Source organism: Pseudomonas sp. S3_A09, assembly GCF_054668065.1.
In genome coordinates this window covers 4,146,738-4,171,194 of sequence record NZ_CP162752.1, presented here as the reverse complement: position 1 = coordinate 4,171,194, position 24,457 = coordinate 4,146,738, and the positions used below count along the sequence as shown (strand labels likewise).

25 protein-coding genes and 1 tRNA gene are annotated in these 24,457 nt (G+C 60.8%); 11 read left to right on the top strand and 15 right to left on the bottom strand.

From position 1 onward, the window contains the following. Positions 1-184: 184 nt before the first annotated feature. From AB4N92_RS19400 to dapA, 5 genes are all read right to left on the bottom strand, one after another. A tRNA-Ser gene (locus AB4N92_RS19400) sits at positions 185-274 on the bottom strand. 83 nt (positions 275-357) lie between these two features. After that, positions 358-1,071 carry a phosphoribosylaminoimidazolesuccinocarboxamide synthase gene (gene purC / locus AB4N92_RS19395; protein WP_236298291.1) on the bottom strand — a complete coding sequence of 238 codons (714 nt, stop codon included), beginning with the start codon at positions 1,069-1,071 and terminating at the stop codon, positions 358-360. Between the two features lie 27 nt (positions 1,072-1,098). Beyond that, positions 1,099-1,857, bottom strand: coding sequence for an MBL fold metallo-hydrolase (locus AB4N92_RS19390; RefSeq protein ID WP_010212193.1), 759 nt, complete (start codon positions 1,855-1,857; stop codon positions 1,099-1,101). 4 nt (positions 1,858-1,861) lie between these two features. Continuing rightward, positions 1,862-2,977, bottom strand: a complete 1,116-nt coding sequence (gene bamC, locus AB4N92_RS19385) for an outer membrane protein assembly factor BamC (RefSeq protein ID WP_010212194.1) — start codon at positions 2,975-2,977, stop codon at positions 1,862-1,864. A 17-nt stretch (positions 2,978-2,994) separates the two neighbouring features. Further along, on the bottom strand, positions 2,995-3,873 hold the full coding sequence (gene dapA, locus AB4N92_RS19380; RefSeq protein WP_010212195.1) for a 4-hydroxy-tetrahydrodipicolinate synthase: 879 nt from the start codon (positions 3,871-3,873) through the stop codon (positions 2,995-2,997). 273 nt (positions 3,874-4,146) lie between these two features. On the opposite strand from dapA, the gene AB4N92_RS19375 reads away from it, so the two are divergent. Further along, a complete protein-coding gene (locus AB4N92_RS19375) occupies positions 4,147-4,707 on the top strand; it encodes a glycine cleavage system transcriptional repressor (RefSeq protein WP_003172487.1) in 561 nt (186 codons plus the stop codon). Positions 4,708-4,717: 10 nt separating this feature from the next. Continuing rightward, positions 4,718-5,191, top strand: coding sequence for a peroxiredoxin (locus AB4N92_RS19370; RefSeq protein ID WP_010212196.1), 474 nt, complete (start codon positions 4,718-4,720; stop codon positions 5,189-5,191). A gap of 51 nt (positions 5,192-5,242) precedes the next feature. Here AB4N92_RS19370 and AB4N92_RS19365 read toward each other — a convergent pair whose 3' ends face one another. Beyond that, positions 5,243-6,313, bottom strand: coding sequence for an AI-2E family transporter (locus AB4N92_RS19365; protein ID WP_010212197.1), 1,071 nt, complete (start codon positions 6,311-6,313; stop codon positions 5,243-5,245). 30 nt (positions 6,314-6,343) lie between these two features. Beyond that, positions 6,344-6,583, bottom strand: a complete 240-nt coding sequence (locus tag AB4N92_RS19360) for a sulfurtransferase TusA family protein (protein WP_042570712.1) — start codon at positions 6,581-6,583, stop codon at positions 6,344-6,346. 94 nt (positions 6,584-6,677) lie between these two features. Between AB4N92_RS19360 and AB4N92_RS19355 the strand changes: the two genes are divergently transcribed. Beyond that, complete coding sequence (locus tag AB4N92_RS19355) at positions 6,678-8,111, top strand: M48 family metalloprotease (RefSeq protein WP_010212199.1); 1,434 nt, start codon at positions 6,678-6,680, stop codon at positions 8,109-8,111. A 65-nt stretch (positions 8,112-8,176) separates the two neighbouring features. Here AB4N92_RS19355 and AB4N92_RS19350 read toward each other — a convergent pair whose 3' ends face one another. The 4 genes from AB4N92_RS19350 to rpoE all read right to left on the bottom strand — a co-directional run bounded on the left by AB4N92_RS19350 (position 8,177) and on the right by rpoE (position 12,030). After that, positions 8,177-9,616: a DegQ family serine endoprotease gene (locus AB4N92_RS19350; protein WP_010212202.1), complete on the bottom strand. Its 1,440-nt coding sequence runs from the start codon at positions 9,614-9,616 to the stop codon at positions 8,177-8,179. Positions 9,617-9,850: 234 nt separating this feature from the next. Then, positions 9,851-10,813, bottom strand: a complete 963-nt coding sequence (locus tag AB4N92_RS19345; RefSeq protein WP_236267565.1) for a MucB/RseB C-terminal domain-containing protein — start codon at positions 10,811-10,813, stop codon at positions 9,851-9,853. A gap of 15 nt (positions 10,814-10,828) precedes the next feature. Beyond that, complete coding sequence (locus tag AB4N92_RS19340; RefSeq protein ID WP_003172479.1) at positions 10,829-11,416, bottom strand: sigma-E factor negative regulatory protein; 588 nt, start codon at positions 11,414-11,416, stop codon at positions 10,829-10,831. A 32-nt stretch (positions 11,417-11,448) separates the two neighbouring features. Continuing rightward, complete coding sequence (gene rpoE, locus AB4N92_RS19335) at positions 11,449-12,030, bottom strand: RNA polymerase sigma factor RpoE (RefSeq protein WP_003172477.1); 582 nt, start codon at positions 12,028-12,030, stop codon at positions 11,449-11,451. Between the two features lie 462 nt (positions 12,031-12,492). Here rpoE and nadB point away from each other — a divergent pair, with 462 nt between their 5' ends. Continuing rightward, a complete protein-coding gene (nadB, locus tag AB4N92_RS19330; RefSeq protein WP_010212213.1) occupies positions 12,493-14,109 on the top strand; it encodes an L-aspartate oxidase in 1,617 nt (538 codons plus the stop codon). Here the strand turns inward: nadB and AB4N92_RS19325 are convergent. Both AB4N92_RS19325 and AB4N92_RS19320 read right to left on the bottom strand, forming a co-directional pair. Next, positions 14,078-14,524 (bottom strand): protein YgfX, encoded by a 447-nt coding sequence (locus tag AB4N92_RS19325; protein WP_010212214.1) that lies wholly within the window; start codon positions 14,522-14,524, stop codon positions 14,078-14,080. The genes nadB and AB4N92_RS19325 overlap by 32 nt on opposite strands. Beyond that, positions 14,508-14,762 (bottom strand): FAD assembly factor SdhE, encoded by a 255-nt coding sequence (locus AB4N92_RS19320; protein WP_010212215.1) that lies wholly within the window; start codon positions 14,760-14,762, stop codon positions 14,508-14,510. Before AB4N92_RS19320 ends, AB4N92_RS19325 begins: the two co-directional genes overlap by 17 nt. A 140-nt stretch (positions 14,763-14,902) precedes the next feature. On the opposite strand from AB4N92_RS19320, the gene ygfZ reads away from it, so the two are divergent. Together ygfZ and AB4N92_RS19310 are read left to right on the top strand one after the other, a co-directional pair. After that, on the top strand, positions 14,903-15,844 hold the full coding sequence (ygfZ, locus tag AB4N92_RS19315) for a CAF17-like 4Fe-4S cluster assembly/insertion protein YgfZ (protein WP_236267564.1): 942 nt from the start codon (positions 14,903-14,905) through the stop codon (positions 15,842-15,844). Positions 15,845-15,880: 36 nt separating this feature from the next. Further along, on the top strand, positions 15,881-16,702 hold the full coding sequence (locus tag AB4N92_RS19310) for an HDOD domain-containing protein (RefSeq protein ID WP_021491036.1): 822 nt from the start codon (positions 15,881-15,883) through the stop codon (positions 16,700-16,702). On the opposite strand, the gene AB4N92_RS19305 is transcribed toward AB4N92_RS19310, so the two are convergent. Further along, a complete protein-coding gene (locus AB4N92_RS19305; protein ID WP_010212218.1) occupies positions 16,703-18,088 on the bottom strand; it encodes a sensor histidine kinase in 1,386 nt (461 codons plus the stop codon). Next, on the bottom strand, positions 18,081-18,752 hold the full coding sequence (locus tag AB4N92_RS19300; RefSeq protein WP_010212220.1) for a response regulator: 672 nt from the start codon (positions 18,750-18,752) through the stop codon (positions 18,081-18,083). The genes AB4N92_RS19305 and AB4N92_RS19300 overlap by 8 nt, the downstream gene beginning before the upstream one ends. A gap of 234 nt (positions 18,753-18,986) precedes the next feature. Between AB4N92_RS19300 and AB4N92_RS19295 the strand changes: the two genes are divergently transcribed. From AB4N92_RS19295 to AB4N92_RS19275, 5 genes are all read left to right on the top strand, one after another. Next, positions 18,987-20,279, top strand: coding sequence for an OprD family porin (locus AB4N92_RS19295; protein WP_045791212.1), 1,293 nt, complete (start codon positions 18,987-18,989; stop codon positions 20,277-20,279). Positions 20,280-20,312: 33 nt separating this feature from the next. Next, positions 20,313-21,296: a Bug family tripartite tricarboxylate transporter substrate binding protein gene (locus tag AB4N92_RS19290; RefSeq protein ID WP_010212225.1), complete on the top strand. Its 984-nt coding sequence runs from the start codon at positions 20,313-20,315 to the stop codon at positions 21,294-21,296. 164 nt (positions 21,297-21,460) lie between these two features. Beyond that, the gene (locus AB4N92_RS19285) at positions 21,461-21,919 is read left to right on the top strand and encodes a tripartite tricarboxylate transporter TctB family protein (protein ID WP_010212226.1); all 459 of its coding nucleotides are present in this window, start codon (positions 21,461-21,463) and stop codon (positions 21,917-21,919) included. Position 21,920: 1 nt separating this feature from the next. Next, positions 21,921-23,435: a tripartite tricarboxylate transporter permease gene (locus AB4N92_RS19280; RefSeq protein WP_010212228.1), complete on the top strand. Its 1,515-nt coding sequence runs from the start codon at positions 21,921-21,923 to the stop codon at positions 23,433-23,435. Further along, positions 23,428-24,456, top strand: coding sequence for an AbrB family transcriptional regulator (locus AB4N92_RS19275; RefSeq protein WP_010212230.1), 1,029 nt, complete (start codon positions 23,428-23,430; stop codon positions 24,454-24,456). Before AB4N92_RS19280 ends, AB4N92_RS19275 begins: the two co-directional genes overlap by 8 nt. Position 24,457: the final 1 nt, after the last annotated feature.

The window sequence follows — 24,457 nt, the reverse complement described above, 5'->3', positions numbered from 1 at the left end:
TGACAGCCGGAAACCTTCTCGCCTCTATCCTTTGCGACGGATTTGGGCTCTCCAGGCGTCACCGCGTTTCTCGTAATTGGCGATTTACGGATATTGGCGGGTGCTTGGGGGGCGCGAAAGAGAAGGCATTCCCCCAAACACAAAAAAGCCCCGAGGCGGTTAAGCGCTCGGGGCTTTTTAAATATGGCGGAGAGATAGGGATTCGAACCCTAGGTACCGGTGAAGGTACAACGGATTTCGAATCCGTCCCATTCGGCCACTCTGGCATCTCTCCAACGGCGCGCATCATAACAGCGTGGATCAGGAAAGCAAAGCGCCGAAGCGATTTTTTTCCGTGCTATCAGATGCTTGCGTCGATTAAAGCGGTACGCCCAGACGGTTGGCGACTTCTTCGTAGGCTTCGATGACGTCACCGAGGCCCTGGCGGAAGCGGTCCTTGTCCATCTTCTTCTTGGTGTCTTTGTCCCACAGGCGGCAGCCATCAGGACTGAATTCGTCGCCCAGGACGATGGAGCCGTCGTGGAAGACCCCGAATTCGAGCTTGAAGTCCACCAGCAGCAGGCCAGCGTCGTCGAACAGCTTGCTCAGCACGTCGTTGACCTTGAGGGACAACTCCTTCATGCGCGCCAGTTGCTCAGCGTTGCCCCAGCCGAATGCCACGACGTGGGATTCGTTGATGAACGGGTCGCCCTTGGCGTCGTCCTTCAGGAACAGTTCAAAGGTGTAAGGGTTGAGCTTGAGGCCCTCTTCCACGCCCAAACGCTTGACCAGGCTGCCGGCCGCGTAGTTACGCACGACGCATTCAACCGGGATCATGTCGAGCTTCTTGACGAGGCACTCGTTGTCGCCCAGCAGTTTGTCGAATTGGGTCGGAATGCCGGCCGCTTCGAGCTTCTGCATGATGAAGGCGTTGAACTTGTTGTTCACCATGCCTTTGCGATCAAGTTGTTCGATGCGCTTGCCGTCGAACGCCGAGGTGTCGTTGCGAAACAGCAGGATCAGGCGGTTGGCGTCGTCGGTCTTGTACACCGACTTGGCTTTGCCGCGGTAGAGTTCTTCACGTTTTTCCATGATGGGCTCCGCTTGCTAAATGGTGGGCTAGGCGATGTGTCGCCAATCGAGCCCTGAATCTTGATCGGCCAGTTGCAGCCAGTCCGGGTCGCACCCGAGGGTGTCGACAAAACATTGCCGGGCCAGCTGCGGCAGGTTGTTCTTGCTGCTCAGGTGGGCCAGGACCAGGTGTTGCAAGTCTTGCCAGCCCAACTCATACACCAGGTACGCCGCCTGGTGGTTGTTCAAATGCCCCAGCTCGCCGCCCACCCGTTGCTTGAGAAAGTACGGGTAATGACCACGCGCCAGCAGGTCTCGGCAGTGGTTGGACTCGATCATCAATGCATCCAGGTCACGGTAACCGTCCAGCACCTTTGAGCAGTAGGACCCCAGGTCGGTGAGCACGCCGAAACGCCGCTCACCGTCACTGAATACGTACTGCGTCGGCTCCTGGGCGTCGTGCGCTACGGCAATCACATTGATGCTCAACGCACCAATCTGCAGTGTCTCGCCACCAGCCAGGAAACCTGCAGGTTCGATGGGTTTGCGCATCCCGCGCAAGGTACCGCGACTGAGGTACACCGGGAGATTGTAGCGCCGAGACAGCAAACCCACGCCATGCACGTGGTCGGCATGTTCGTGGGTCACCAGAATCGCGCTCAGCTGCGCGGGGTGAACCCCCTGTCGCAGCAGGCGCCGCTCGGTTTCCCGTAACGAGAAACCACAATCCACCAGCACGTACGTGTCGTCGTGGGCGACCAGCGTACCGTTCCCTTGGCTACCGCTGCCGAGAACGGCAAAACGCACCGGATCAGCCCAGGTTGTCTTGAATCACGCCCAACACTTTGCGCGCTGTTTCAGCGGGCGCAACGGTGTTGATGTTCTTCTCGACGGTGACCTGCACGCTTTCGCCTACCTTGCTCAAACGAACCTGATAACGCTCGGCGCGGGTCTCGATCTCTTCCTTGGTCGGTTTGCTGCCGAACAGCTTGCCGAAGAAACCTGGCTCGTCGTCTTTGCGCTCGGCTTTTTCAGCCACGTTGATGTAGTACAGGCCCAGACTGCGGTTGATGTCTTCTACACGCCAAGGGCCCTGTTCCAATGCACGGCCAACGCTGGCCCAGGCACGGTCGAGGTCTTCACCCAGGTTCAACACCACGTTGCCGCTGCCATCTTCGGTGAGGCTGACGCGGCTTGGGGTGTCGTAATCACGTGCGGCGAGCAGGGAAACCGAACCGCCCTTCTCGGAGATACGGCTCATGCTGGCCAGCATCTCGTCGACCAGTGCCGAGTCGACACCGGTGTTGACCGAACGGTTGGTGAAATCAACGTTGGCGGTGCTGCCGGCCGGACGCTCGGCGCTGACCACATAGACTTCACTGGTATTACGCTGCACGCCTGGCTCGATGCGCACGCGCACACGGGCCTCGCTGTCGGCGGCTACACCACCGGCCTGCAGGCGCTTGGCCATGGTGGCGGACAGTTCGCTGCCCTGCTGCCATGCGGTGGTGAATTCACCGGTCTGCGGGCGCTGCTCGTCGATGCGGAAGCCGTTGTCCTGGAAGAACTGCACGGCCACGGGCCAGACTTCGGCAGGTGGGCGCTGAGCCACGATCCAGCGGGAGTCACCGCTCTTCTGCAGGCTGTAGTCGCTGGCATCCGCCACGGCCGAGATCGGCTGTGGACGCGGCACCACGTACTCACCCTTGGCGGTGTCGTCGGCGACATTGCGCGGAATCGGCAGCAACGGGTCAAGTCGCTTGGCGACGTTGACGCCCGGCGGCAGCTCCATAGGTTTGGTAGGTTGTGCTTCCAGGTAATCGCTACCGCGGTCACGGAAGTAGCCTTCCGGGCCCCAGATCCAACCGCAGCCACTGGTGCTGGAGATAATCAAGGCAAGTGCGGAAAGTCCGGCCAATCGCTTCATGCGTAGTGCTTCCTCAATTAAACCAGGACGCCGGACTGGCGCAGGGCCTGTCGCAGCGGTTCGTGACAGGCTTCGCTGAGACGGGTGAGCGGCAGACGGATACCGTCCGGCATCATGCCCATTTCAGTCAGCGCCCATTTCACGGGAATAGGGTTGGATTCGATAAACAGTGTCTTGTTGAGCGGCATCAGCTTCTCGTGGATCGCACGGGCGGTCACGGCGTCGCCGGCAATGGCGGCGGCGCACATTTCGCTCATGGCCCGCGGGGCCACGTTGGCGGTCACGGAGATGTTGCCCTTGCCGCCCAGCAGGATCAGCTCGACAGCGGTGGCGTCGTCACCGGAATACACCAGGAAATCGCTGCTCACGCCGGCCAGGATGTCCTTGGCGCGTTGCAGGTCGCCAGTGGCTTCCTTGATACCGATGATGTTCGGCACGGTGGACAGGCGGATCACGGTCGCGGCCTGCATGTCGCACGCGGTGCGACCCGGCACGTTATAGAGGATCTGCGGAATATCGACCGCTTCGGCAATCGCGCGAAAGTGCTGGTACAAGCCTTCCTGGGTCGGCTTGTTGTAGTACGGGGTCACCAGCAGGCAGGCATCGGCGCCGGCTTTCTTGGCGTTTTTGGTCAGCTCGATCGCTTCACGCGTCGAGTTGGCGCCCGTACCGGCGATCACGGCGATACGGCCCGCGACACGCTTGACCACGAATTCGATCACCTGGATGTGTTCTTCCACATCGAGGGTGGCCGATTCACCGGTGGTGCCGACCGCCACGATGGCGTTGGTGCCTTCTTGCAGGTGGAAGTCCACCAGTTTGCCCAGGCTGTCCCAGTCGAGATGACCTTGTGCATCCATGGGTGTGACCAGTGCCACCATACTGCCCGCAATCATGCAACCGCTCCTGCCGGAAAAAGAGAGCCGTAATGGTACTGGCGCCAAGATGCTTGCACAAGCGAAGTACCGCCTGAGGATGCGTTCTGGCGCAACTAAACGACGGGCAATGCCATCATTGGGCCAAAGCCTGCCCAGAAGCACGATGAAATCGAGCCGATCACGCAATGAAAACGCCACCTCCTATCCCTTGGCGACGGTTTTCGCTACCCTTCATCCTTTGATCGATACAGCCCGCACAGTATCGACCGCTCATCGTTTTAGGAAGGCTGCATGTCCACCCCCACAGTTCGCGAACAATTCCTTGTTATCAGTGCCCTCGGCGCCAACCCCATGGAGCTGACCAACGTCCTGTGCCGCGCCAGCCATGAAAACCGCTGCGCCGTCGTGACCTCCCGCCTCACCCGCCATGGCGAGTGCAGCGCGTTGGTCCTGCAGATCTCCGGCACCTGGGATGCCCTGGCGCGCCTGGAGACCGGCCTGCCGGGCCTGGCTAAAAAGCACGACTTCACCGTCAATGTGGTGCGCAGCGCCGCCCTGGAGAATCGTCCCCAAGCCCTGCCTTATGTAGCGTATGTCAGTTCCGCCTACCGTTCGGACATCGTCAACGAACTGTGCCAGTTCTTCATCGACCACAACGTCGAGCTGGAGAACCTGACCTGCGACACCTACCAGGCCCCGCAAACCGGCGGCACCATGCTGAACGCAACGTTCACCGTGACGTTGCCGGCTGGCGTGCAGATCAGCTGGCTGCGCGACCAGTTCCTGGATTTCGCCGATGCCCTGAACCTCGACGCCTTGATCGAGCCATGGCGCCCACAGAACCCAATGTAAGGAAGTTTTCATGGCGGTAGTCATCGACAAACCCGTAGCCGATTTCGAAGCCCAGGCCACCAGCGGCCAGACCTTCAGCCTCGCTGCCCTCAAGGGCAAGCAAGTGGTGATCTACTTCTACCCGAAGGACAGCACGCCAGGCTGCACCACCGAAGGCCAGGGCTTTCGCGACCAATACGCAGCATTCAAAGCGGCTAACACCGAAGTGTTTGGCGTGTCGCGGGACAGCGTGAAGTCTCACGAGAACTTCAAGGGCAAGCAGGCATTCCCCTTCGAGCTGATCAGCGACAAGGACGAGGCGGTCTGCCAACTGTTCGACGTGATCAAGTTGAAGAAGCTGTACGGCAAGGAATACCTGGGCGTGGATCGCAGCACCTTCCTGATCGACAAGGAGGGTGTGTTGCGTCAGGAATGGCGTGGCGTAAAGGTGCCGGGGCATGTGGATGCCGTCCTGGCGGCAGCGCAGGCGCTGAGCAAAGGCTGAACACAGCGAGCTCTTGTGGTGAGCGGGTTTGCCCCGCTCAACCACAAAAAATCACAGCAACGGCGCCACCACTGGCTCCTGCCGTGGCCACGCATCCAGCACCGCCTTGAACAGCGTCGCCAGCGGGATCGCAAAAAACACCCCCCAGAACCCCCACAGCCCACCGAACAACAACACCGCGCAGATAATCGCCACCGGGTGCAGGTTGACGGCCTCCGAGAACAGCAGCGGCACCAGCACGTTGCCATCCAGCGTCTGGATGATCCCGTACACCGCCATCAAATAGATGAACTGGTCACTCCAGCCCCACTGGAACAGCGCAATCAGCGCCACCGGCACAGTCACCACCACCGCGCCGACATACGGCACCACCACCGAAATACCTACCAGCAACGCCAGCAAGGCCGCGTAGTTCAGGTCCAGGGCAATAAAGGCGATGTAGGTCACGCCGCCGCAGATAATGATCTCGATGACCTTGCCGCGAATGTAGTTGGCGATCTGCCGATTCATTTCCTCGGCCACCCGGGTAATCAGTGCACGCTCGCGTGGCAGATAGCCACGTACCCAGCGGCCGATCATGACGCGGTCCTTGAGGAAGAAGAACACCAGGATCGGCACCAGCACCAGGTAGATCATGATATTGACCAGCAGCGGCAGGCTGGACAGGGAAAAGGTCAGCGCCCATTGCCCAAATTTTCCGATCTCGCCGCGCGCCGCTTCGATGGCCTGCAACACCTGTTCGTCCGACACCAGGTGCGGGTAGCGCTCCGGCAACAGCAGCAACAGCGATTGCCACTTGGCGAGCATGCCCGGCAGCTCGTTGAACAGCGTGATCAACTGATGCCACAACAGCGGTAATACCACCACGATAAACAGCACCAGCAGCCCCATGAACAAGGCGAATACCAGCCCCACGGCGGCTCCACCCGGCAGGCGCAAACGCTCCAGCGTGGTGACCAAACCTTGCATCAGATACGCCAGTACCATCCCAGCCAATACCGGCGCCAGCATGCCGCCCAAGGTGAGCACGGCCGTGAAGGCCAGAAACAGCAGGACCGCCAGTACCACGGCCTCCTCGTCGGAGAAGTAGCGCTGGATCCAGTCTCGTAACACTTTGAACATCAATCAACCTCGGGTGGTGGAGCGAACGGTTCAGGCCTTGCGCAACCAGTAACGGTACACACCGGCGGCGTCTTCTTCATGCAACAGCGTGTGGCCGGCCAGCTTGGCAAAGGTGCGGAAGTCACGCTGGGAGCCCGCGTCCGTGGCGATCACCTTGAGCACTGCGCCACTGGCCAGACGATTGAGTTCCAGCTTGGCCTTGAGCAAGGGTAACGGGCAATTGAGGCCGGTGGCATCGAGTTCGGCATCAAAGGCGACAGCGTCGGTCATGGTTTACTCCGGGCAAGCATTGGGGATGCTTAGAATATCTGGTCCGAAGCTCAGTGTCCGGCTACAGTAAGCTCTTTGTCGAAAGGCTCTGTGCATGACTTTTTTGCGCCCCACCCTGCTGACGCTGGCTTGCCTGCTGGCCTCCCCAGGCTTCGCTGACGACCTGCCGTCACTCGGCGACGCCAGTTCTGCCATTGTCTCGCCACAACAGGAATACCAGTTGGGTCGCGCCTGGCTGGCGTACCTGCGGGGCCAGGTCTCGCAACTCAACGACCCGCAGCTCAAGGATTACGTCGAAACCAGCGTCTACAAGTTGGTGGAGACCAGCCAGGTCAACGACCGGCGCCTGGAGTTCATCCTGATCAACAGCCCGCAACTGAACGCTTTCGCCGCGCCCGGCGGGATTGTCGGGGTCAACGGCGGCCTGTTCCTCAATGCCCAGACCGAAGGGGAATATGCCTCGGTACTGGCGCACGAATTGGCGCACTTGTCCCAACGCCACTTCGCCCGTGGCGTGGAAGCCCAACAGCGCATGCAACTCCCGATGATGGCCGCGCTGCTGGGCGGCATCATTGCCGCAGCAGCTGGCGCGGGTGACGCTGGTATTGCCGCTATTGCCGGCACCCAGGCGGCTGCGATCCAGGAACAGCGCCGGTTCTCGCGTCAGAACGAGCAAGAGGCTGACCGCATCGGCATCCTCAACCTCGAAAAAGCCGGTTACGATCCGCGCTCCATGCCGACCATGTTCGAACGCCTGATGCGTCAATACCGCTTCGACGCCAAGCCGCCGGAATTCCTGCTGACGCACCCGGTGACCGAATCGCGAATCGCCGACACCCGCAACCGCGCCGAGCAAGCCAAAACCGGCGGCAAGGAAGACAGCCTGCGCTATCAACTGATCCGCGCACGGGTGCAGCTGCAGTACGAAGACACCTCCGGCCTCGCCGCCAAACGCTTCCAGGCGCAGTTGGACGAAAACCCGAAGAACGATGTGGCGCGCTATGGCCTGGCCATTGCCCAGATCAAGGGCTCCCAGTTCAAACAGGCACGGGAAAACCTGGCGCCCCTGCTTGCGAAGACACCCAACGACATCACTTACAACCTGGCGCAGATCCAGCTGGACATTGACAACGGCCGCTTGCCTGACGCCCAGCAACGTACGGACAAGATGCTGACTCAGTATCCGGGCAACTACCCGCTGAATCAGATACGCGTGGATCTTCTGCTCAAGCAGAACCGTACCGCCGATGCGGAAAAGGCGTTGGACAGCTTGCTCAAATCTCGTCCGGACGACCCTGACGTGTGGTACCAGGTCGCAGAGACACGCGGCTTGTCCGGCAACATTATCGGCCTGCACCAAGCCCGCGCCGAGTACTTTGCGCTGGTGGGGGATTTCCAGCAGGCCATCCAGCAGTTGGATTTCGCCAAGCGTCGCGCCGGCAACAACTTCCCATTGTCTTCGCGTATCGACGCCCGTCAACGCGAGCTGATCGAACAGGAACGCCTGGTCAAAGGGATGATGAGCTAACTCCATCGCCCACAAAAAAGCCCCGCCTTCATTCAACGAAGGCGGGGCTTTTTGTTTCTACCGACTTACTCGGCGAGCTTGAACGTAATGAAGCTTGCACGCCCCTGACGCAGCACTCGCATCGACACCGAACGATTCTTCGGCAACGCCTTGGCGATGTCGGTGAATTGCTTGGTGCTGTCGATGGCCTGGTTATTCAGGTGGGTAATCACGTCACCCGGCTGCAGGCCGATCAGAGAGGCAGGGCCGTCCTGCACTTCCTTGATCACCACGCCACTCTTGAGGTCGAAGGTCTTCTTCTGCTCAGCGGTCAACTCAGCCACGGCAATGCCCAGGCGGTTGCTGCTACGCTCGGCACCTGGCTTGGTGTTGCCCAGGGCATCCAGGGTTGCGCCCTCCTCAGGGATGGCACCGACCGTCAGTTCAACGGTCTGGCGCTTGCCTTCACGGATCACTTCCAGCTTGGCCTTGCTGCCGGCCTTGAGTGCGCCCACCAGGTGTGGCAGGTCGGCCGACATGACGATCGGCTGGCCGTTCATGCTCAGGATCACGTCGCCGACATGCAGGCCGCCCTTGGCAGCAGGGCCGTCGTCCTGGATCTGCGCGACCAGGGCACCGGCCGGCTTGTCGAGACCGAAGGATTCCGCCAGGTCTTTGTTCACTTCCTGGATCACCACACCCAACCAGCCACGGCTAACCTTGCCGCCGCTTTTCAGCTGGTTGGAAACGTCCATCGCCACGTCGATCGGGATAGCGAACGACACGCCCATGAATCCGCCGGAACGGGTGTAGATCTGCGAGTTGATCCCCACCACTTCACCCGCCAGGTTGAACAGCGGACCACCCGAGTTACCCGGGTTGATCGGCACGTCGGTCTGGATGAACGGCACGTAGTTCTCGTTCGGCAGACTGCGGCCGATGGCGCTGACGATACCTTGGGTCACAGTGTGGTCAAAACCAAACGGCGAACCGATGGCAACGACCCACTGCCCAGCCTTCAGGTCCTGGGATTTACCCAGCTTCAGCACCGGCAGGTCTTTGCCTTCGATTTTCAGCAGCGCCACGTCGGAACGTGGATCGGTGCCCACCAGCTTGGCTTTCAACTCACTACGGTCAGCCAGGCGCACGAGAATTTCGTCGGCGTCTGCAATCACGTGGTTGTTGGTAAGGATGTAGCCATCCGACGAGATGATGAAGCCCGAGCCCAGGGACTGAGCCTCACGCTGGCCACCGCCACCGCCACGGGGGGCGCGCGGTTGCGGCATGCCGCGCTCGAAGAACTCGCGCAGCATCGGCGGCAGGCCTTCCAGGTCCGGCATCTGCTGGTTGGAGACTTTGCGCTCCGGCAGTTTTTGCGTGGTACTGATGTTCACCACGGCCGGCGAGGCTTGCTCAACCAATTGGGTGAAGTCAGGCAGCTCGACCGCTTGCGCGGGCAAGGCCTGACCTAGCACCAATACCGTGGCGACTATGGATAGGTAAGACTTCAAACGTGGTATCGACATACAGCTCCCGTTACGACGAGCAGGGTTGAGCGACAGGGTTCAAGAAACGCCGAAAACTGCGACCGACATCTTTGTTCCGCGAACAAAACAAGGCCAGAGCCGACAAGCCCTGACCTATAAAAAACAAAAGAGATTTTTGCAAGTGAAAATGCTGATCCAGACATTTCATGCTCTCGGCAGCCAACCTGGCATGCAAATACAGTGAAACGTCAGGATGAACATAGGATTAACGACTCACGGCTGCACGGCTGGCTTTTTTTCACCACGCACCGACAACGCGATACGTTCTGCAGTGCCGATCGGGATTTCGCCCACCACCGTCACCATCATCTCGCCATCCACTGTATTGAGGCGACGGGATACAGCGACCGTAGGGCCCAGTTGCGTGCGCGTTTCGGTGACACTCGCATCGCTGATTGGCTCAAGGAACACTGAGAAACGCGCCAGCCCATCCTCATACATCAGGCTGTCGACTGTCGACTTGGTCTGGGTATCTTTACGCGAGCTGGTGTTGGTCAGCTGAAAGCCCGGCGGCAACCATTCCAGATGCCACGCCTCAGTAGGCTGCAGGACGGGGGCTTTTTCATTGGCAACGGAGAGAGGTGCGCACTCGCTGCTGGGCTGCAGATCGCGATCATCCGGCACGACCGAAGTGTTCAATCGCGTGAACTGGAAGCGCTCAAGCAACTGCCCCTGATCATTCAGCAAAAGGGATTTGAGCGGCAGCGCGGTTTCGCGATCCAGGTGCAGTTCAAAACCGTAGCGATACTGGTCACGCGGCGTGATCGACACGATCACCGCATTACGCCCGGCCACGCGGGATTTGCCAATGACGGCCAGTTCGTAGAATTGCTTGAGTTTTTGCGGATCCAGCGCACGGGATGGCGCATCGCGCGAGTTGCCCAGGCCTGCGACGAGAGTGCCGCTGACACATTGGGTCCGGCCATCCAGCCGCACGACTTCCTGGGCAGAACCATCGAGCTGCAAGAGCCGCTCACGGACCTGACCCTCCTGGACACGATGCCAGATGTCATGGGTAGAAAAACTGCCGTTACGTTCATAGACGAACGTACCTTGAAAGCTTTGCTGCTGCTCTGCACGCCCAAGTCGAGTCAGCCAGTCTTGGGCTTCGTCGGCGTGGGCGGGGAGTGCAAAACAACCACTGAGCAAAAGCGTAAGGAGCGGTATGGCTCGCATAGAGCTCCTTACGGATTAGCGGTTTTCCAAACTGGCTGCACGCGCATAAGGCAGAGCGCTTTCAGTGCCCTTCAGAGCCGATTCCTGTGCATGTTGGCGCAGGTAGCCTGGAAGACGCTGGTCCTGCCAGCCGGATTGCCCTTGCAATACACCGTTGGCCATCGGGCCTGTGGTGTCAGAGCTTTCCTTGTAGCCGGCCAGTACCGCTGGGCCTTTGACCTGAGGGCCTGCCATCACCGGCTGTTGAGTCTGCTGGGCCAGTTCGGCACCGGCGATCTCGTCCTGGTTGTACAGGCGAACACCGGCCAACACCGCAACAGTCACCGAAGCAGCAACTGCCAGGCGACCCAGGCTACGCCATGGTCCACGAGCAGCTTTTGCCGGAACGGCTTCATCAGCCAGCGCGGCAGAAACGGCCGCAGCAATATCCAGACGAGGGATTAGAAGATCCTTGTGCATCACCGCCCGAGCGACTTGGTAACGAGACCAGGTATCACGGGTTTCGGCGTCATCAAATGCGTTGAGCACTCGACGAAGTTCCAGTTCATCCGCTTCGTTATCCATCACTGCGGACAGCGATTCCTGCAGGGCATCACGACTCATGGCGGTTCCTCTCTTGGCTGTCGCCGCTGTCTTTAGTTCTCTTGCAACAACGGTTGCAAGGCTTTATCGATGGCTTCCCGGGCCCGGAAAATCCGTGACCTTACAGTCCCCACCGGACACTGCATGACGCTCGCAATGTCTTCGTAACTCAGACCATCGAATTCACGTAAAGTTAACGCCGTACGCAAATCTTCTGGCAGTTGCTGAATTGTGCGATGAACGGTGCCTTCGATCTCGTCGCGCAGCAATGCACGCTCCGGCGACTCGAGATCCTTGAGGCCGTGATCACCATCGTAAAATTCTGCATCTTCTGAACTTACATCGCTATCCGGTGGGCGGCGTCCGCGAGACACCAGATAGTTCTTCGCCGTGTTGATGGCGATCCGGTATAGCCACGTGTAAAACGCGCTATCACCGCGAAAGTTACCAAGTGCACGGTAAGCCTTGATAAAGGCTTCCTGTGCAACGTCCTGCGCTTCATGGGTGTCGTGCACAAACCGCACGATCAACCCGAGAATTTTGTGCTGGTATTTCAGCACTAGCAGATCAAAAGCTCGCTTGTCGCCGCGTTGGACGCGCTCGACCAGCTGCTGATCCTCTTCCTGGGTTAGCATGAACACTCCTCGTTGTACTTTAAGGAGGCTTGCATAACTAAACGATCAGGCTTGCAAACATAGACTCGGTCTTTTCGCAAAAGTTCTCCCCCTTCAAGCAAGTTTCCGGCACGCACTGATTTGGCACACACGAAAAACGCAGTACGGGCATAGCCGACTGCGCGAATAATCTTGTCGCCGGTTTTCTGACGCGTCCAATGCTCCCGACGGGCCAATAAACTCAACGTTTTCCCAGCTTTCGGGCAACCTGCTATTGAGTCGGGGCTCATGCAAAAAGTTCCCGTTTCAATAACCTGCCGATTTTACCCAAGCCGCGCACCGTAATCTCACATTGCCACGAATGCCCGGCTATTGTGCCGCTCCACCCCTCTATATACTAGTAGCCCGTGTGACCCTTTGATTCGCCGACCCAGGCGTCCTGTTTGCGCCACCTCTTCGGATCGCTTTTGCGGAATCCCTCAAATGAGCCAACAGTTTCAACACGATGTCCTGGTGATCGGCAGCGGCGCGGCCGGCCTGAGCCTTGCGCTGACCCTTCCCAGCCACCTGCGCATTGCGGTACTGAGCAAGGGCGACCTGGCCAACGGCTCGACATTCTGGGCCCAGGGCGGTGTCGCCGCGGTGCTGGACGACACCGACACCGTGCAATCCCACGTCGAAGACACCCTCAATGCCGGGGGTGGCCTATGCAATGAAGAGGCCGTGCGTTTCACCGTCGAGCACAGCCGCGAGGCCATCCAATGGCTGATCGATCAAGGCGTCCCTTTTACCCGTGATGAACACGCGGGGAGCGACGACGGCGGCTTCGAGTTCCACCTGACCCGCGAGGGTGGCCACAGCCACCGCCGCATCATCCATGCTGCCGACGCCACCGGCGCCGCCATCTTCAAGACGCTTCTCGAACAAGCCCGCCAACGCCCCAACATCGAATTGCTGGAACAACGCGTCGCCGTCGACCTGATCACCGAAAAACGCCTAGGCCTGGACGGCGAGCGCTGCCTCGGCGCCTATGTGCTCAACCGCGCCAGCGGCGAAGTCGACACCTACGGCGCGCGCTTCACCCTCCTCGCTTCGGGGGGTGCAGCCAAGGTCTACCTCTATACCAGCAACCCCGACGGAGCCTGTGGCGATGGCATTGCCATGGCCTGGCGCTCGGGCTGCCGGGTGGCCAACCTGGAATTCAACCAGTTCCACCCTACTTGCCTGTATCACCCTCAGGCGAAGAGTTTCCTGATCACCGAAGCCCTGCGCGGCGAAGGTGCCCATTTGAAACTGCCCAACGGCGAACGCTTCATGCAGCGCTTCGACCCACGCGCCGAACTGGCCCCGCGCGACATCGTCGCCCGCGCCATCGACCATGAAATGAAGCGCTTGGGCATCGACTGCGTCTACCTGGACATCAGCCACAAACCCGAAGCTTTTATCAAGGCGCACTTCCCTACCGTGTACGAGCGCTGCCTGACGTTCAACATCGACATCACCAAAGGCCCGATCCCCGTGGTGCCCGCCGCGCACTACACCTGCGGCGGCGTGATGGTCGACCAGCACGGGCGCACCGACGTACCGGGCTTGTATGCCATTGGCGAAACCAGCTTCACCGGCCTGCATGGCGCCAACCGCATGGCCAGCAACTCGCTGCTCGAATGTTTCGTCTATGCGCGCTCAGCGGCGGCGGACATTCTCAAACAACTGCCACGCGTTCCGGTGCCGGCAGCCCTGCCCCGCTGGGACGCCAGCCAGGTTACCGATTCGGACGAAGACGTGATCATCGCCCATAACTGGGACGAGCTGCGCCGCTTCATGTGGGACTACGTGGGGATCGTACGCACCAACAAGCGCCTGCAGCGCGCGCAGCACCGAGTGCGATTGCTGTTGGATGAAATCGACGAGTTCTACAGTAACTACAAGGTCAGCCGCGACTTGATCGAACTGCGCAACCTGGCCCAGGTGGCGGAGCTGATGATCCGCTCGGCCATGGAACGCAAGGAAAGCCGCGGCCTGCATTACACCCTCGACTACCCGCAGATGCTGCCCGAGGCCCGCGACACTATCCTGGTGCCAACCACCTACGGCGGCTGAACTTCAGGCGTACCCGCAGGCGCCGATGCACATCGGCGTCCTGCGAATCCCTGGGTACACACACCGAACGGACCCGCCATTCGCCCTGCACCCGGTAACGCAGAACGACGATCAATGGCAAGGCGAGGCTGTCCGGACGCAACTGCACGCTGTGCCAGCCCCGCTCCGCACTGAGCAACTGCCAGCCATCAGCGTCACGGCGCAGGCCACGAATCGACGAACGGTGGGTCAGCAGAATAAAGCGCGGCAAAACCCAAGCGGCGTGCAACAGACACACCAGCAGGCCAAGGCTTGAATAGGACAGATCAAGAAACAAAAACGCACCCAGCGCGAACAGCTGGGCGAGGAGATACGCCGCCAGCAACAGCCGTGAGGCCTGCCAGCGGCATTCAAAGGTATTACTTGGGCTGGACACGGTCCAGGATCATCCTGACCATGCGCTGCAACTCTGGGTCTTCGGATTCGGCGCGCTCCATGAACCAGCCGAACATGTCCTGGTCTTCACAAGTCAGCAGCCTGACGTAGAGGTCGCGATCCACCTTATTGAGCGTTGCGTAGACCTCTTTGGTGAAAGGCACCAGCAACACATCAAGCTCAAGCATGCCACGACGGCTGTGCCAGTAGAGACGATTGATTTCTACATCTTCGACCATGGAGCGCTCCTCAAATAGGCGGCAAGTATACAGGGCCGACGGCACCGGAACAGTCGGCTTTGGTCGCCCCATACGGAAACTATCCATTTGCCGGGCGCCCCTCTATGATGCACCCATGACTTTTTGACCTGCGATGACCCATGGCCGACTCTGCTTTCTTCTGCCCCCTGTCCCACGAAGGCGTTCTCGCCGTCCGCGGTGCCGACGCCGCCAAATTCCTTCAGGGCCAACTGACCTGCAACCTCAATTACTTGAGCGATACCCAGGCCAGCCTCGGCGCGCGCTGCACGCAAAAAGGGCGCATGCAGTCGAGCTTCCGCATCCTGCTGCAAGGTGACGGCGTGGTGCTGGCCATGGCCACCGAGCTGCTGGAACCCCAGCTGGCCGACCTGAAGAAGTACGCCGTGTTCTCCAAATCCAAACTGACCGACGAAAGCGCCGCCTGGGTGCGCTTCGGCCTGATGCATGCGGAGCCGGCCCTGGCCAGCGTTGGCCTTGAACTGCCCGCCGAGACCGACAGCGTCGTTCGCAACGATACCTTGATCGCCATCCGCGTCTCCCCTGACCGCGCTGAACTTTGGGTGCCTGCCGAGCAAGGCGACGCCGTACGCAATCAATTGGCTGCAACCCTTGAACAAACCGATCTGAATGAATGGCTGCTGGGGCAGATCCGCGCCGGCATCGGCCAGGTCATGCCGCAAACCCGCGAACTGTTCATCCCGCAGATGCTCAACCTGCAGGCCGTGGGCGGCGTGAGTTTCAAGAAAGGCTGCTACACCGGCCAGGAAATCGTCGCGCGCATGCAGTACCTGGGCAAACTCAAACGTCGCCTGTACCGCTTGAGCTTCAATGCTCCTGAAATGCCCGAGCCAGGCACTCCGCTGTTTTCGCCCAGCCACACCAGCGCGATCGGCGAAGTGGTCATTGCGGCAAAAACTGACCAAACCGTTGAACTTCTGGCCGTGTTGCAAGCCGAAGCTGCCGATAGTGGCGATGTGCATGTAGGTACGCCGGAAGGCCCCCGTTTGCACCTGCTCGACCTGCCTTACACGCTCGACCGTGATCGAGAGATCCAGCGCTGATCGCCGTACCTTTTTGCAACACCCTAGAGAGCATGAATGAACACGCTGGCGGAAAAAGTCCAACAGGCTTTAGTGAGGGCCATCGACAACGATGAGCTGGTTCTGCCGACATTGCCGGAAGTGGCCCTGAATATTCGCCAGGCCGCCGAGGACCCGGAGATCAGCATCAGCCACTTGAGCAAAGTGATCGGTCGCGACACCGCGCTGTCGGCGCGCCTGATCAAAGTGGTCAACAGCCCGTTGTTGCGCGCCACCCAGGAAGTCACCGACCTGCACACCGCCATCACCCGGCTGGGCACCAACTACAGCAGCAACCTGGCAATCGGCCTGGTGATGGAGCAAATTTTCCACGCCCGCTCCGACGTGGTCGAACAAAAGATGCGTGATGTATGGCGCCGCAGCCTGGAAGTGGCGGGCGTCAGTTACGCCCTGTGCCGCAGCCACAGCCAGCTCAAGCCAGACCAGGCGGCACTCGGCGGCCTGGTGCATCAGATCGGCGTATTGCCGATCCTGACGTACGCCGAGGACCACTACGAGTTGCTCGCAGACCCGGTCAGCCTCAACCATGTCATCGAGAGCATCCACCCGTTACTGGGCGACAAACTGTTGGGAGTCTGGGACTTCCCGGAAATGCTGGCGAAACTGCCCGGCCAATACCTGGACCTGGAACGCGACTCGCCCAAGCTCGACTACATCGACCTGGTGCAGATCGCCGTGTTGTATTGCCATCGCGGCACCGATCATCCCTTGGCCAGCGTACCGGTCTCGACCTTGCCGGCGCTCAAGAAACTGCGGGTCGACCCCTACAGCGATGCGTTGCGCGCCGAGCTGGATGAAGCCCGCTCGATGTTCTACTGATCAACCCGCGATAAAACTCACCCGCACCTTCAAGCCGGCCTGCTCGCCATCGTGCAGGCTGATCTGGGCCAAGTGCGCCCGACAAATCTCACCGACAATCGCCAACCCCAGGCCAGACCCCATCCCCTGCTGGCTGCGACGGTAGAAGCGCTCGAAAACGCGGTCCCGCTCATCCAGCGGGATCCCAGGGCCATCGTCCTCCACTTCCAACACGGCGGGCGCCGTCACCCGCAGGATCACATTGCCCCCCGGAGACGTGTGAGCCAGTGCGTTATCCACCAGGTTGCTCAGCAACTCATTCAATAAGGTTGGCTCACCGCGCAGCCACACGGGCTCGTCGGCCTCCAACGCCAGCGCCACGCCGCGCGCGTGGGCCAACGGGGCCATGGCCATACCCAGCTCCCGCGCCAACTGGCTGAGGTCCAGCAATTGCGCGCCGCCTTCGGCAATCGCGCGGGCACCGTTTTCAATGCGTGCCAGCGACAACAACTGATTGGCCAGATGCGTCAGGCGGTCAGTGCCCTGGGCTGCGGTTTCCAGGGTGCTGCGCCAAGTAGCGGGATCCTCGGCGCGCAACCCCAGCTCCAGCCGGGCCTTGAGGGCCGCCAGCGGGGTACGCAGTTCATGGGCTGCATCGGCGATGAACTGCGCTTGACGTTCGAATTGGCCGCGCAGGCGCTCGGTGAAATGGTTGAGGGAGCGCACCAGCGGCCCAAACTCATGCTGCACTTCCACCAAGGGCAATGGCCGCAAGTCGTCTGGCTGACGTTCTTCTACCGCCGTGCGCAGGCGCTCCAGCGGGCGCAACGCGGCACTGACGGCAAACCACACCAACAACAATGCGCCGACCGCAAGCATCCCCAGGCGCAGCAACGTGTCCGCCATCAGACTGCGGGCCATGCTCACCCGCGCTTCATCGGTTTCAGCGACACGGATCTCCGCCATGCCGTTCATATTCGGTTCGGAGACCGCCTTGAGCAGGCTCACCACCCGCACCTGCTGGCCCTGGTACATGGCGTCATAGAAGCGTGCCAGCGCCGGATAGTCATCGGTACGCGGCGTGCCAGGCGGCGGGCCGGGGAGGTTTTCGTAGCCGGAGATCAGCTTCTGATGGATGTCATTGACCTGGTAATAAATGCGCCCGGCGCTGTCGTAGGCGAACGTATCCAGGGCCACATACGGAACGTTCGCACTCAAGGTGCCATCCACCTGGGTCAAGCCGGCGGCAATGGTGCGCGCCGAGGCCAGCAGCGTGCGGTCGTACGCGGTGTCGGCGGCCTCGCGGCCGTTCCAGTAGGCGCTCATGCCGCTGGCGAGCATCAACAGCACCAGCAACAGCGCCAGGTTCCACAGCAGGCGCCAACGCAGGCTGCTGGGCTTATGCATCGCGGGCTTCCAGCAAGTAGCCGAGGCCGCGGAAGGTCACGATGGCGATGGGCTGGCCATCGAGTTTCTTGCGCAGGCGGTGCACGTAGATTTCGATGGCATCGGGGCTGGCTTCTTCGTCCAGGCCGAACACTTGGGAAGCCAGCTGCTCCTTGCTCATCACCCGGCCCGGTCGTGCAATCAGCGCCTCAAGCACTGCTTGCTCACGGGAGGTCAGCGTCATCAGCTCGCCGCCCACGGTGAAACGCCGGGTGTCGAGGTCATAGACCAACACGCCGCAGGCCTGCTGGCGCTCGCCGCCCAACACACTGCGCCGCAACAGTGCCTTGACCCGCGCCTCCAACTCCGTGAGTTCGAAAGGTTTGGCGAGGTAATCGTCGGCGCCAAGATTGAGGCCGTGCACACGGTCCTTCACATCACTGCGCGCGGTCAGCATCAACACCGGAAGATTTTTTCCACGGGCGCGCAAACGTGCGAGCACCTCGAAACCGTCCATGCGTGGCAACCCCACATCGAGGATCGCCGCCGCGTACTCCTCGCTGCTCAGGGCCAGGTCCGCCGCCACTCCATCGTGCAGCACGTCAACGGTCAAACCCGTGCTCTTGAGCGCTTGCGCGACGCTTTCGGCAAGTTGCAGATGGTCTTCAACCAGCAAGACACGCATGGATTTCTACCTCGTTCAGGGGTGGTCGGCGCCACGCTTTGGCGGGCAGTTTACAGGCGCCGCCTGCCCTGTGAAGCCCGAAAACATTGAAAGGCCGTTGAAAGGTTAGTGAAAGCTTCGCCCTTTAGCATCCAGCTACGGTGGTCTATGCCCGCCGAGCGACCTCAACGTCGCGCCCGAAAAACGCCTCGAAGCGTTTTCGCCAAAATAAGAACAATAACGGAGTACACAACGATGCTGTCGACACAGCCCCAGGCCTCCTCGCCTGTTCGTTTTTCTCGTCTGACCCAGACCGCCCTCGCCAGTGCTGCTACGCTTGCCGGCTTTTCGCCGCTTAGCCAGGCTGCCTTCTTCGAAGACAGTAGCGCGACCCTGGAAACCCGCAACATGTATTTCAACCGCGATTTCCGCGACGGCACCAGTGCGCAGCAATCCAAGCGCGACGAATGGGCCCAGGGCTTCATGCTCAATCTGCAATCGGGCTACACCGACGGCACCGTCGGCTTTGGTGTGGACGCGCTGGGCATGCTCGGGGTCAAGCTCGACTCCAGCCCCGACCGCACCGGCACCGGCCTATTGCCCACCCATGACGACGGCCGTGCCGCCGACGAGTACTCCAAGCTGGGCCTGACCGGCAAAGTGAAGATCTCGGCCACCGAGCTGAAAATCGGCTCGCTGATTCCCGAATTGCCGATCCTCAAGCCCAACGACGGGCGCATCCTGCCGCAGACCTTCAACGGCGGCCTGATCACCTCGAAAGAATTCAAGAACCTGGTATTCACCGGTGGCCGTCTGGACAAAGCCAAGGACCGTGACGACACCAATTACGAAGACATCGCCCTCAACAACAAGAACAGCCGCTTCGTCAGCGGCGCCACCGGCAAGCACTTCAACTTCGGCGGCGCGGACTACAAGTTCGCTGACAAGATCACCGGCAGCTACCACTTCGCCCAGCTGGATGACGTGTACCGCCAGCACTTCCTCGGCCTGGTGGCCTCGCGCCCGATGGGGCCTGGCACCTTCGGCACCGACCTGCGCCTGGCCATCAGCGATGATACCGGCGCAGCACGCGGCGGCAAGATCGACAACACCTCCCTCAACGGTCTGTTCAGCTATGCCCTCAATGGCCATAAGCTCAGTGCCGGTTACCAGCACATGTCCGGCGACAGCGCCTTCCCGTATGTGGATGGCAGCGACCCGTACCTGGTCAACTTCGTACAGATCAACGACTTTGCCGGCGCCGAAGAGCGTTCCTGGCAGGCGCGCTACGACTTCGACTTCGCCAAGCTGGGCATCCCCGGCCTGAGCTTCATGAGCCGTTACCTCTCGGGTGACAACATCAAGCTCAAGAACGGCGAGACTGGCAAGGAGTGGGAACGCAACAGCGAGATCAAGTACGTGGTGCAAACCGGCACGTTCAAGGATGTGGCGGTGCGCCTGCGCAACGCCACCTACCGTTCCAACTACTCCGCCCGTGATGCGGATGAAATGCGCTTGCTGGTCAGCTATAGCGTTGCGCTCTGGTAGTAACCCCTCATAACAACAAAGACGGAGATAACCATGACCCCTTCACTGCGTAAATTAGCCCTCGCCGCCGGCTGCATGCTGTTCGCCGGCCAACTGTTGGCCGCCGATGAACCCAAGCGCCCGGAATGCATCGCCCCCGCCTCGCCTGGCGGTGGTTTTGACCTGACCTGCAAACTGGCGCAAAGCGCGCTGGTCAACGAGAAACTGCTGAGCAAGCCAATGCGCGTGACCTACATGCCAGGTGGCGTGGGCGCAGTGGCCTACAACGCCGTAGTCGCCCAGCGCCCTGCCGATGCCGGTACGCTGGTGGCCTGGTCCAGCGGTTCGCTGTTGAACCTGGCCCAGGGCAAGTTCGGTCGCTTCGATGAAAGTGCCGTGCGCTGGTTGGCGGCGGTGGGCACCAGCTACGGGGCTATCGCCGTGAAAGCCGACTCGCCCTACAAGACCCTCGACGATCTGGTCAAAGCCTTGAAGAAAGATCCGGGCAGCGTCGTAATCGGTTCCGGCGGCACCGTCGGCAGCCAGGACTGGATGCAAACCGCGCTGATCGCCAAGGCGGCCGGGATCAACCCGCGTGAACTGCGTTACGTGGCACTCGAAGGCGGCGGCGAAATTGCCACGGCCCTGCTCGGTGGCCATATCCAGGTGGGCAGTACCGACATCTCCGACTCCATGCCGCACATCCTGAGCGGCGACATGCGCCTGCTGGCGGTGTTCTCCGAACAGCGCCTGGACGAGCCGGAAATGAAAGACATTCCGACTGCCAAGGAACAAGGCTACGACATCGTCTGGCCAGTGGTGCGCGGTTTCTACCTCGGGCCAAAAGTCAGCGATGCCGACTACGCCTGGTGGAAAGACGCGTTCGACAAGCTGCTGGCCTCCGACGAGTTCGCCAAGCTGCGTGACCAGCGCGAGCTGTTCCCGTTCGCCATGACCGGCCCGGAGCTGGACACCTACGTGAAGAAACAGGTGGCTGACTACAAAGTGCTGGCCAAAGAGTTCGGCCTGATCCAGTAATTGCCCCTCTGTAGGAGCGAGCTTGCTCGCGAAAAACGCAACGACACCGCGCTTATCCAGGCAGCACGCAGCCTCGTTGACGTTCTTCGTAAGCAAGCTCGCTCCTATAGCGTCGCCATATTCCGTAGCCGCGCCCCGTTCGGGGCGCGATCCAGGAGTTCCCTATGCTCTTACAACGCATTTTCGCCGCCGTGTTGCTGCTGGCTTGTGCCGGCCTCGCGCTGATGGCCTGGCCGTATCAAGCGTCGTTTTCCTACGAGCCGGTAGGACCTCGCGCCTACCCGCTGCTGATGCTCGGGCTGATGAGCCTGGCACTGATCTACATGCTGTTCCGCCCCCAGCCGACCAAGCACACGGAAGAAGAACCCGCGCTGGACCGCGAAACCCTGATCAAGATCGGCGTGTGCGTCGCGCTGTTGATCGTGTTTGCCGGCACCTTCGAACCCCTGGGTTTCATCCTCAGCAGCATGCTGATCGGCATCCCGATGGCGCGCCTGTATGGCGGCCGCTGGTTGCCCAGTGCAGTGATCGTCGGCCTGATGGCGATTGGTCTTTACCTGCTGTTCGATAAAGCCATGGATGTGCCGCTGCCCCTCGGCCTGCTCGACGTTCTGGAGAATTGATATGGATACTTTCGGCTACTTGGGCCAGGGCTTCGGCGTTGCACTGTCCCCTTACAACCTGGTGACCGCGCTGTGCGGCACCCTGATCGGCACCGTGGTCGGCCTATTGCCAGGCCTGGGCCCGATCAACGGCGTGGCGCTGTTGATCCCCATCGCCTTCGCCCTGGGCCTGCCACCCGAATCGGCGCTGATCCTACTGGCAGCCGTGTACCTGGGCTGTGAATACGGCGGCCGTATCAGCTCGATCCTGCTGAACATCCCGGGCGAAGCGTCCACCGTGATGACCACCCTTGACGGCTACCCAATGGCCCGCAAAGGCTTGGCTGGCGTGGCGCTGTCGTTGTCGGCGTGGAGTTCGTTCATCGGCGCGTTTATCGCCACCTGCGGCATGGTGCTGTTTGCGCCGTTGCTGGCCCAATGGGCGATTGCCTTCGGTCCGGCGGAATATTTCGTACTGATGGTGTTTGCGATTGTCTGTCTCGGCGGCATGGCCGGTGACAAACCCTTGAAGACGTTCGTGGCGGCGCTGATCGGCCTGTTCCTGTCGGCGGTCGGCATCGACGCCAACAGCGGCGTGTATCGCTTTACCGGGGATAACATCCACCTGACTGACGGCATCCAATTTGTGGTGCTGGTGCTGGGCCTGTTCTCCATCAGCGAGATCCTGTTGCTGCTGGAAAAAACCCACCGTGGCCAGGAAGCGGTCAAAGCCACCGGGCGCATGATGTTTAACTTGAAGGAAGCTGGCGCGGTGTTCGTCGTCAACATCCGCTGTGGGTTGCTTGGTTTCATCATGGGCGTATTGCCAGGTGCCGGTGCGACGCTGGCGTCAGCCGTTGCCTACATGACCGAAAAACGCCTGGCCGGTGCCAGCGGTAAATTCGGTCAGGGCGACATGCGCGGCCTCGCCGCTCCGGAAACCGCCATCGGCGCGTCCGCCTGCGGTGCCCTGGTGCCAATGCTGACCCTCGGCGTACCAGGTTCGGGCACCACGGCCGTGATGATCGGCGCACTGTCGCTGTACAACATCACCCCTGGCCCGCTGCTGTTCCAACAGCAACCGGACATCGTCTGGGGCCTGATCGCCTCGTTGTTCGTCGCCAACATCATGCTGGTGATCCTCAACATCCCGATGATCCGCATCTTCACCCGCATCCTTGCCGTGCCGAACTGGGCGCTGGTACCGGTGATCGCCATCATCACGGCGATTGGCGTGTACGCGGTTCACGCCACCACCTTCGACCTGTTCCTGATGGTCGGTATCGGCATCTTCGGCTACATCCTGCGCAAGCTCGATTTCCCGCTGTCGCCGGTGCTGCTGGGCTTTATCCTCGGTGGCTTGATGGAGCAGAACCTGCGTCGTGCGCTGTCGATTTCCAACGGTGACCTGCAGATCCTCTGGTCGAGCCCGATCACCTTTGGTGTATGGGTACTGACCGCGCTGATGCTGGCCTTCCCGCTGATCCGCATCTACCGCAAACGTGCCTTGCAGCGTCGTGCCGTGGCTGATGTCTGAGGTCACCTTTAAACATTGGTGGGGAACACCGCTGGTCGGCCTGGCCGGCGGTTACCTGGCCAGCCTCGTCGGCTGGCCTTTGCCGTACATGGTCGGCTCATTGCTGGCGATCATCCTGGTGCGCTGCCTTACGCCGTGGCAGTTGGCGGAGATTCCCGGCGGGCGCAAATGCGGCCAATGGGTGGTGGGCATCGGCATCGGCCTGCACTTCACGCCGGTGGTGATCGAACAGGTGATGAGCCACTTCGGGCTGATCTTTTTCGGCGCACTGGTCACCAGTATGTCGAGCGTGGTTGGCGTGTGGTTGATGCGCCGCAGCGGTGAAGACCGCGCCACGGCGTTTTTCTCCAGCATGCCGGGCGGTTCCGGTGAGATGGTCAACCTCGGCGCACGCAATGGCGCCGTGCTCAGCCGTGTCGCGGCGGGGCAGAGTCTGCGCGTATTGGTGGTGGTGCTGTGTGTACCGGCGATCTTCAAGTATCTGCTGGAAGGCGGTACACCGCAGTTTCATCCGGCGCCCGTGAGCTGGCCGTGGCTGTTAGCGCTGTTTCCGATGGGCGCACTGGTCGCCTGGGGTTGGCAGCGTTTGCGTCAGCCGAACCCGTGGTTGTTCGGCCCCTTGCTGGTGAGCGCCACTGCCAGTGTGATCTGGGACCTGCATATCGGCCTGCCCGACGGCGGCAGCCAAATCGGCCAATGGTTGATCGGCAGCGGTCTGGGTTGCCACTTCAACCGGCAGTTCTTCCGTCGGGCACCGTCATTCATGGGTCGCACCCTGATCGGCACAGCCCTGACCATGGCGCTGGCGACATTGGCAGCGGTGGGCTTGAGTGCCTTGACCCACCTGGACCTGCGCTCGCTGACGTTGGGCATGATGCCGGGGGGGATTGCCGAGATGAGCCTGACCGCCGAGACGCTGCAGTTGTCCGTTCCCCTGGTGACGGCCATGCAGGTGATGCGTTTGTTGTTCGTCCTGTTCCTCGCCGAACCTCTGTTCCGGCACTGGAACCGTCAACCCTGAC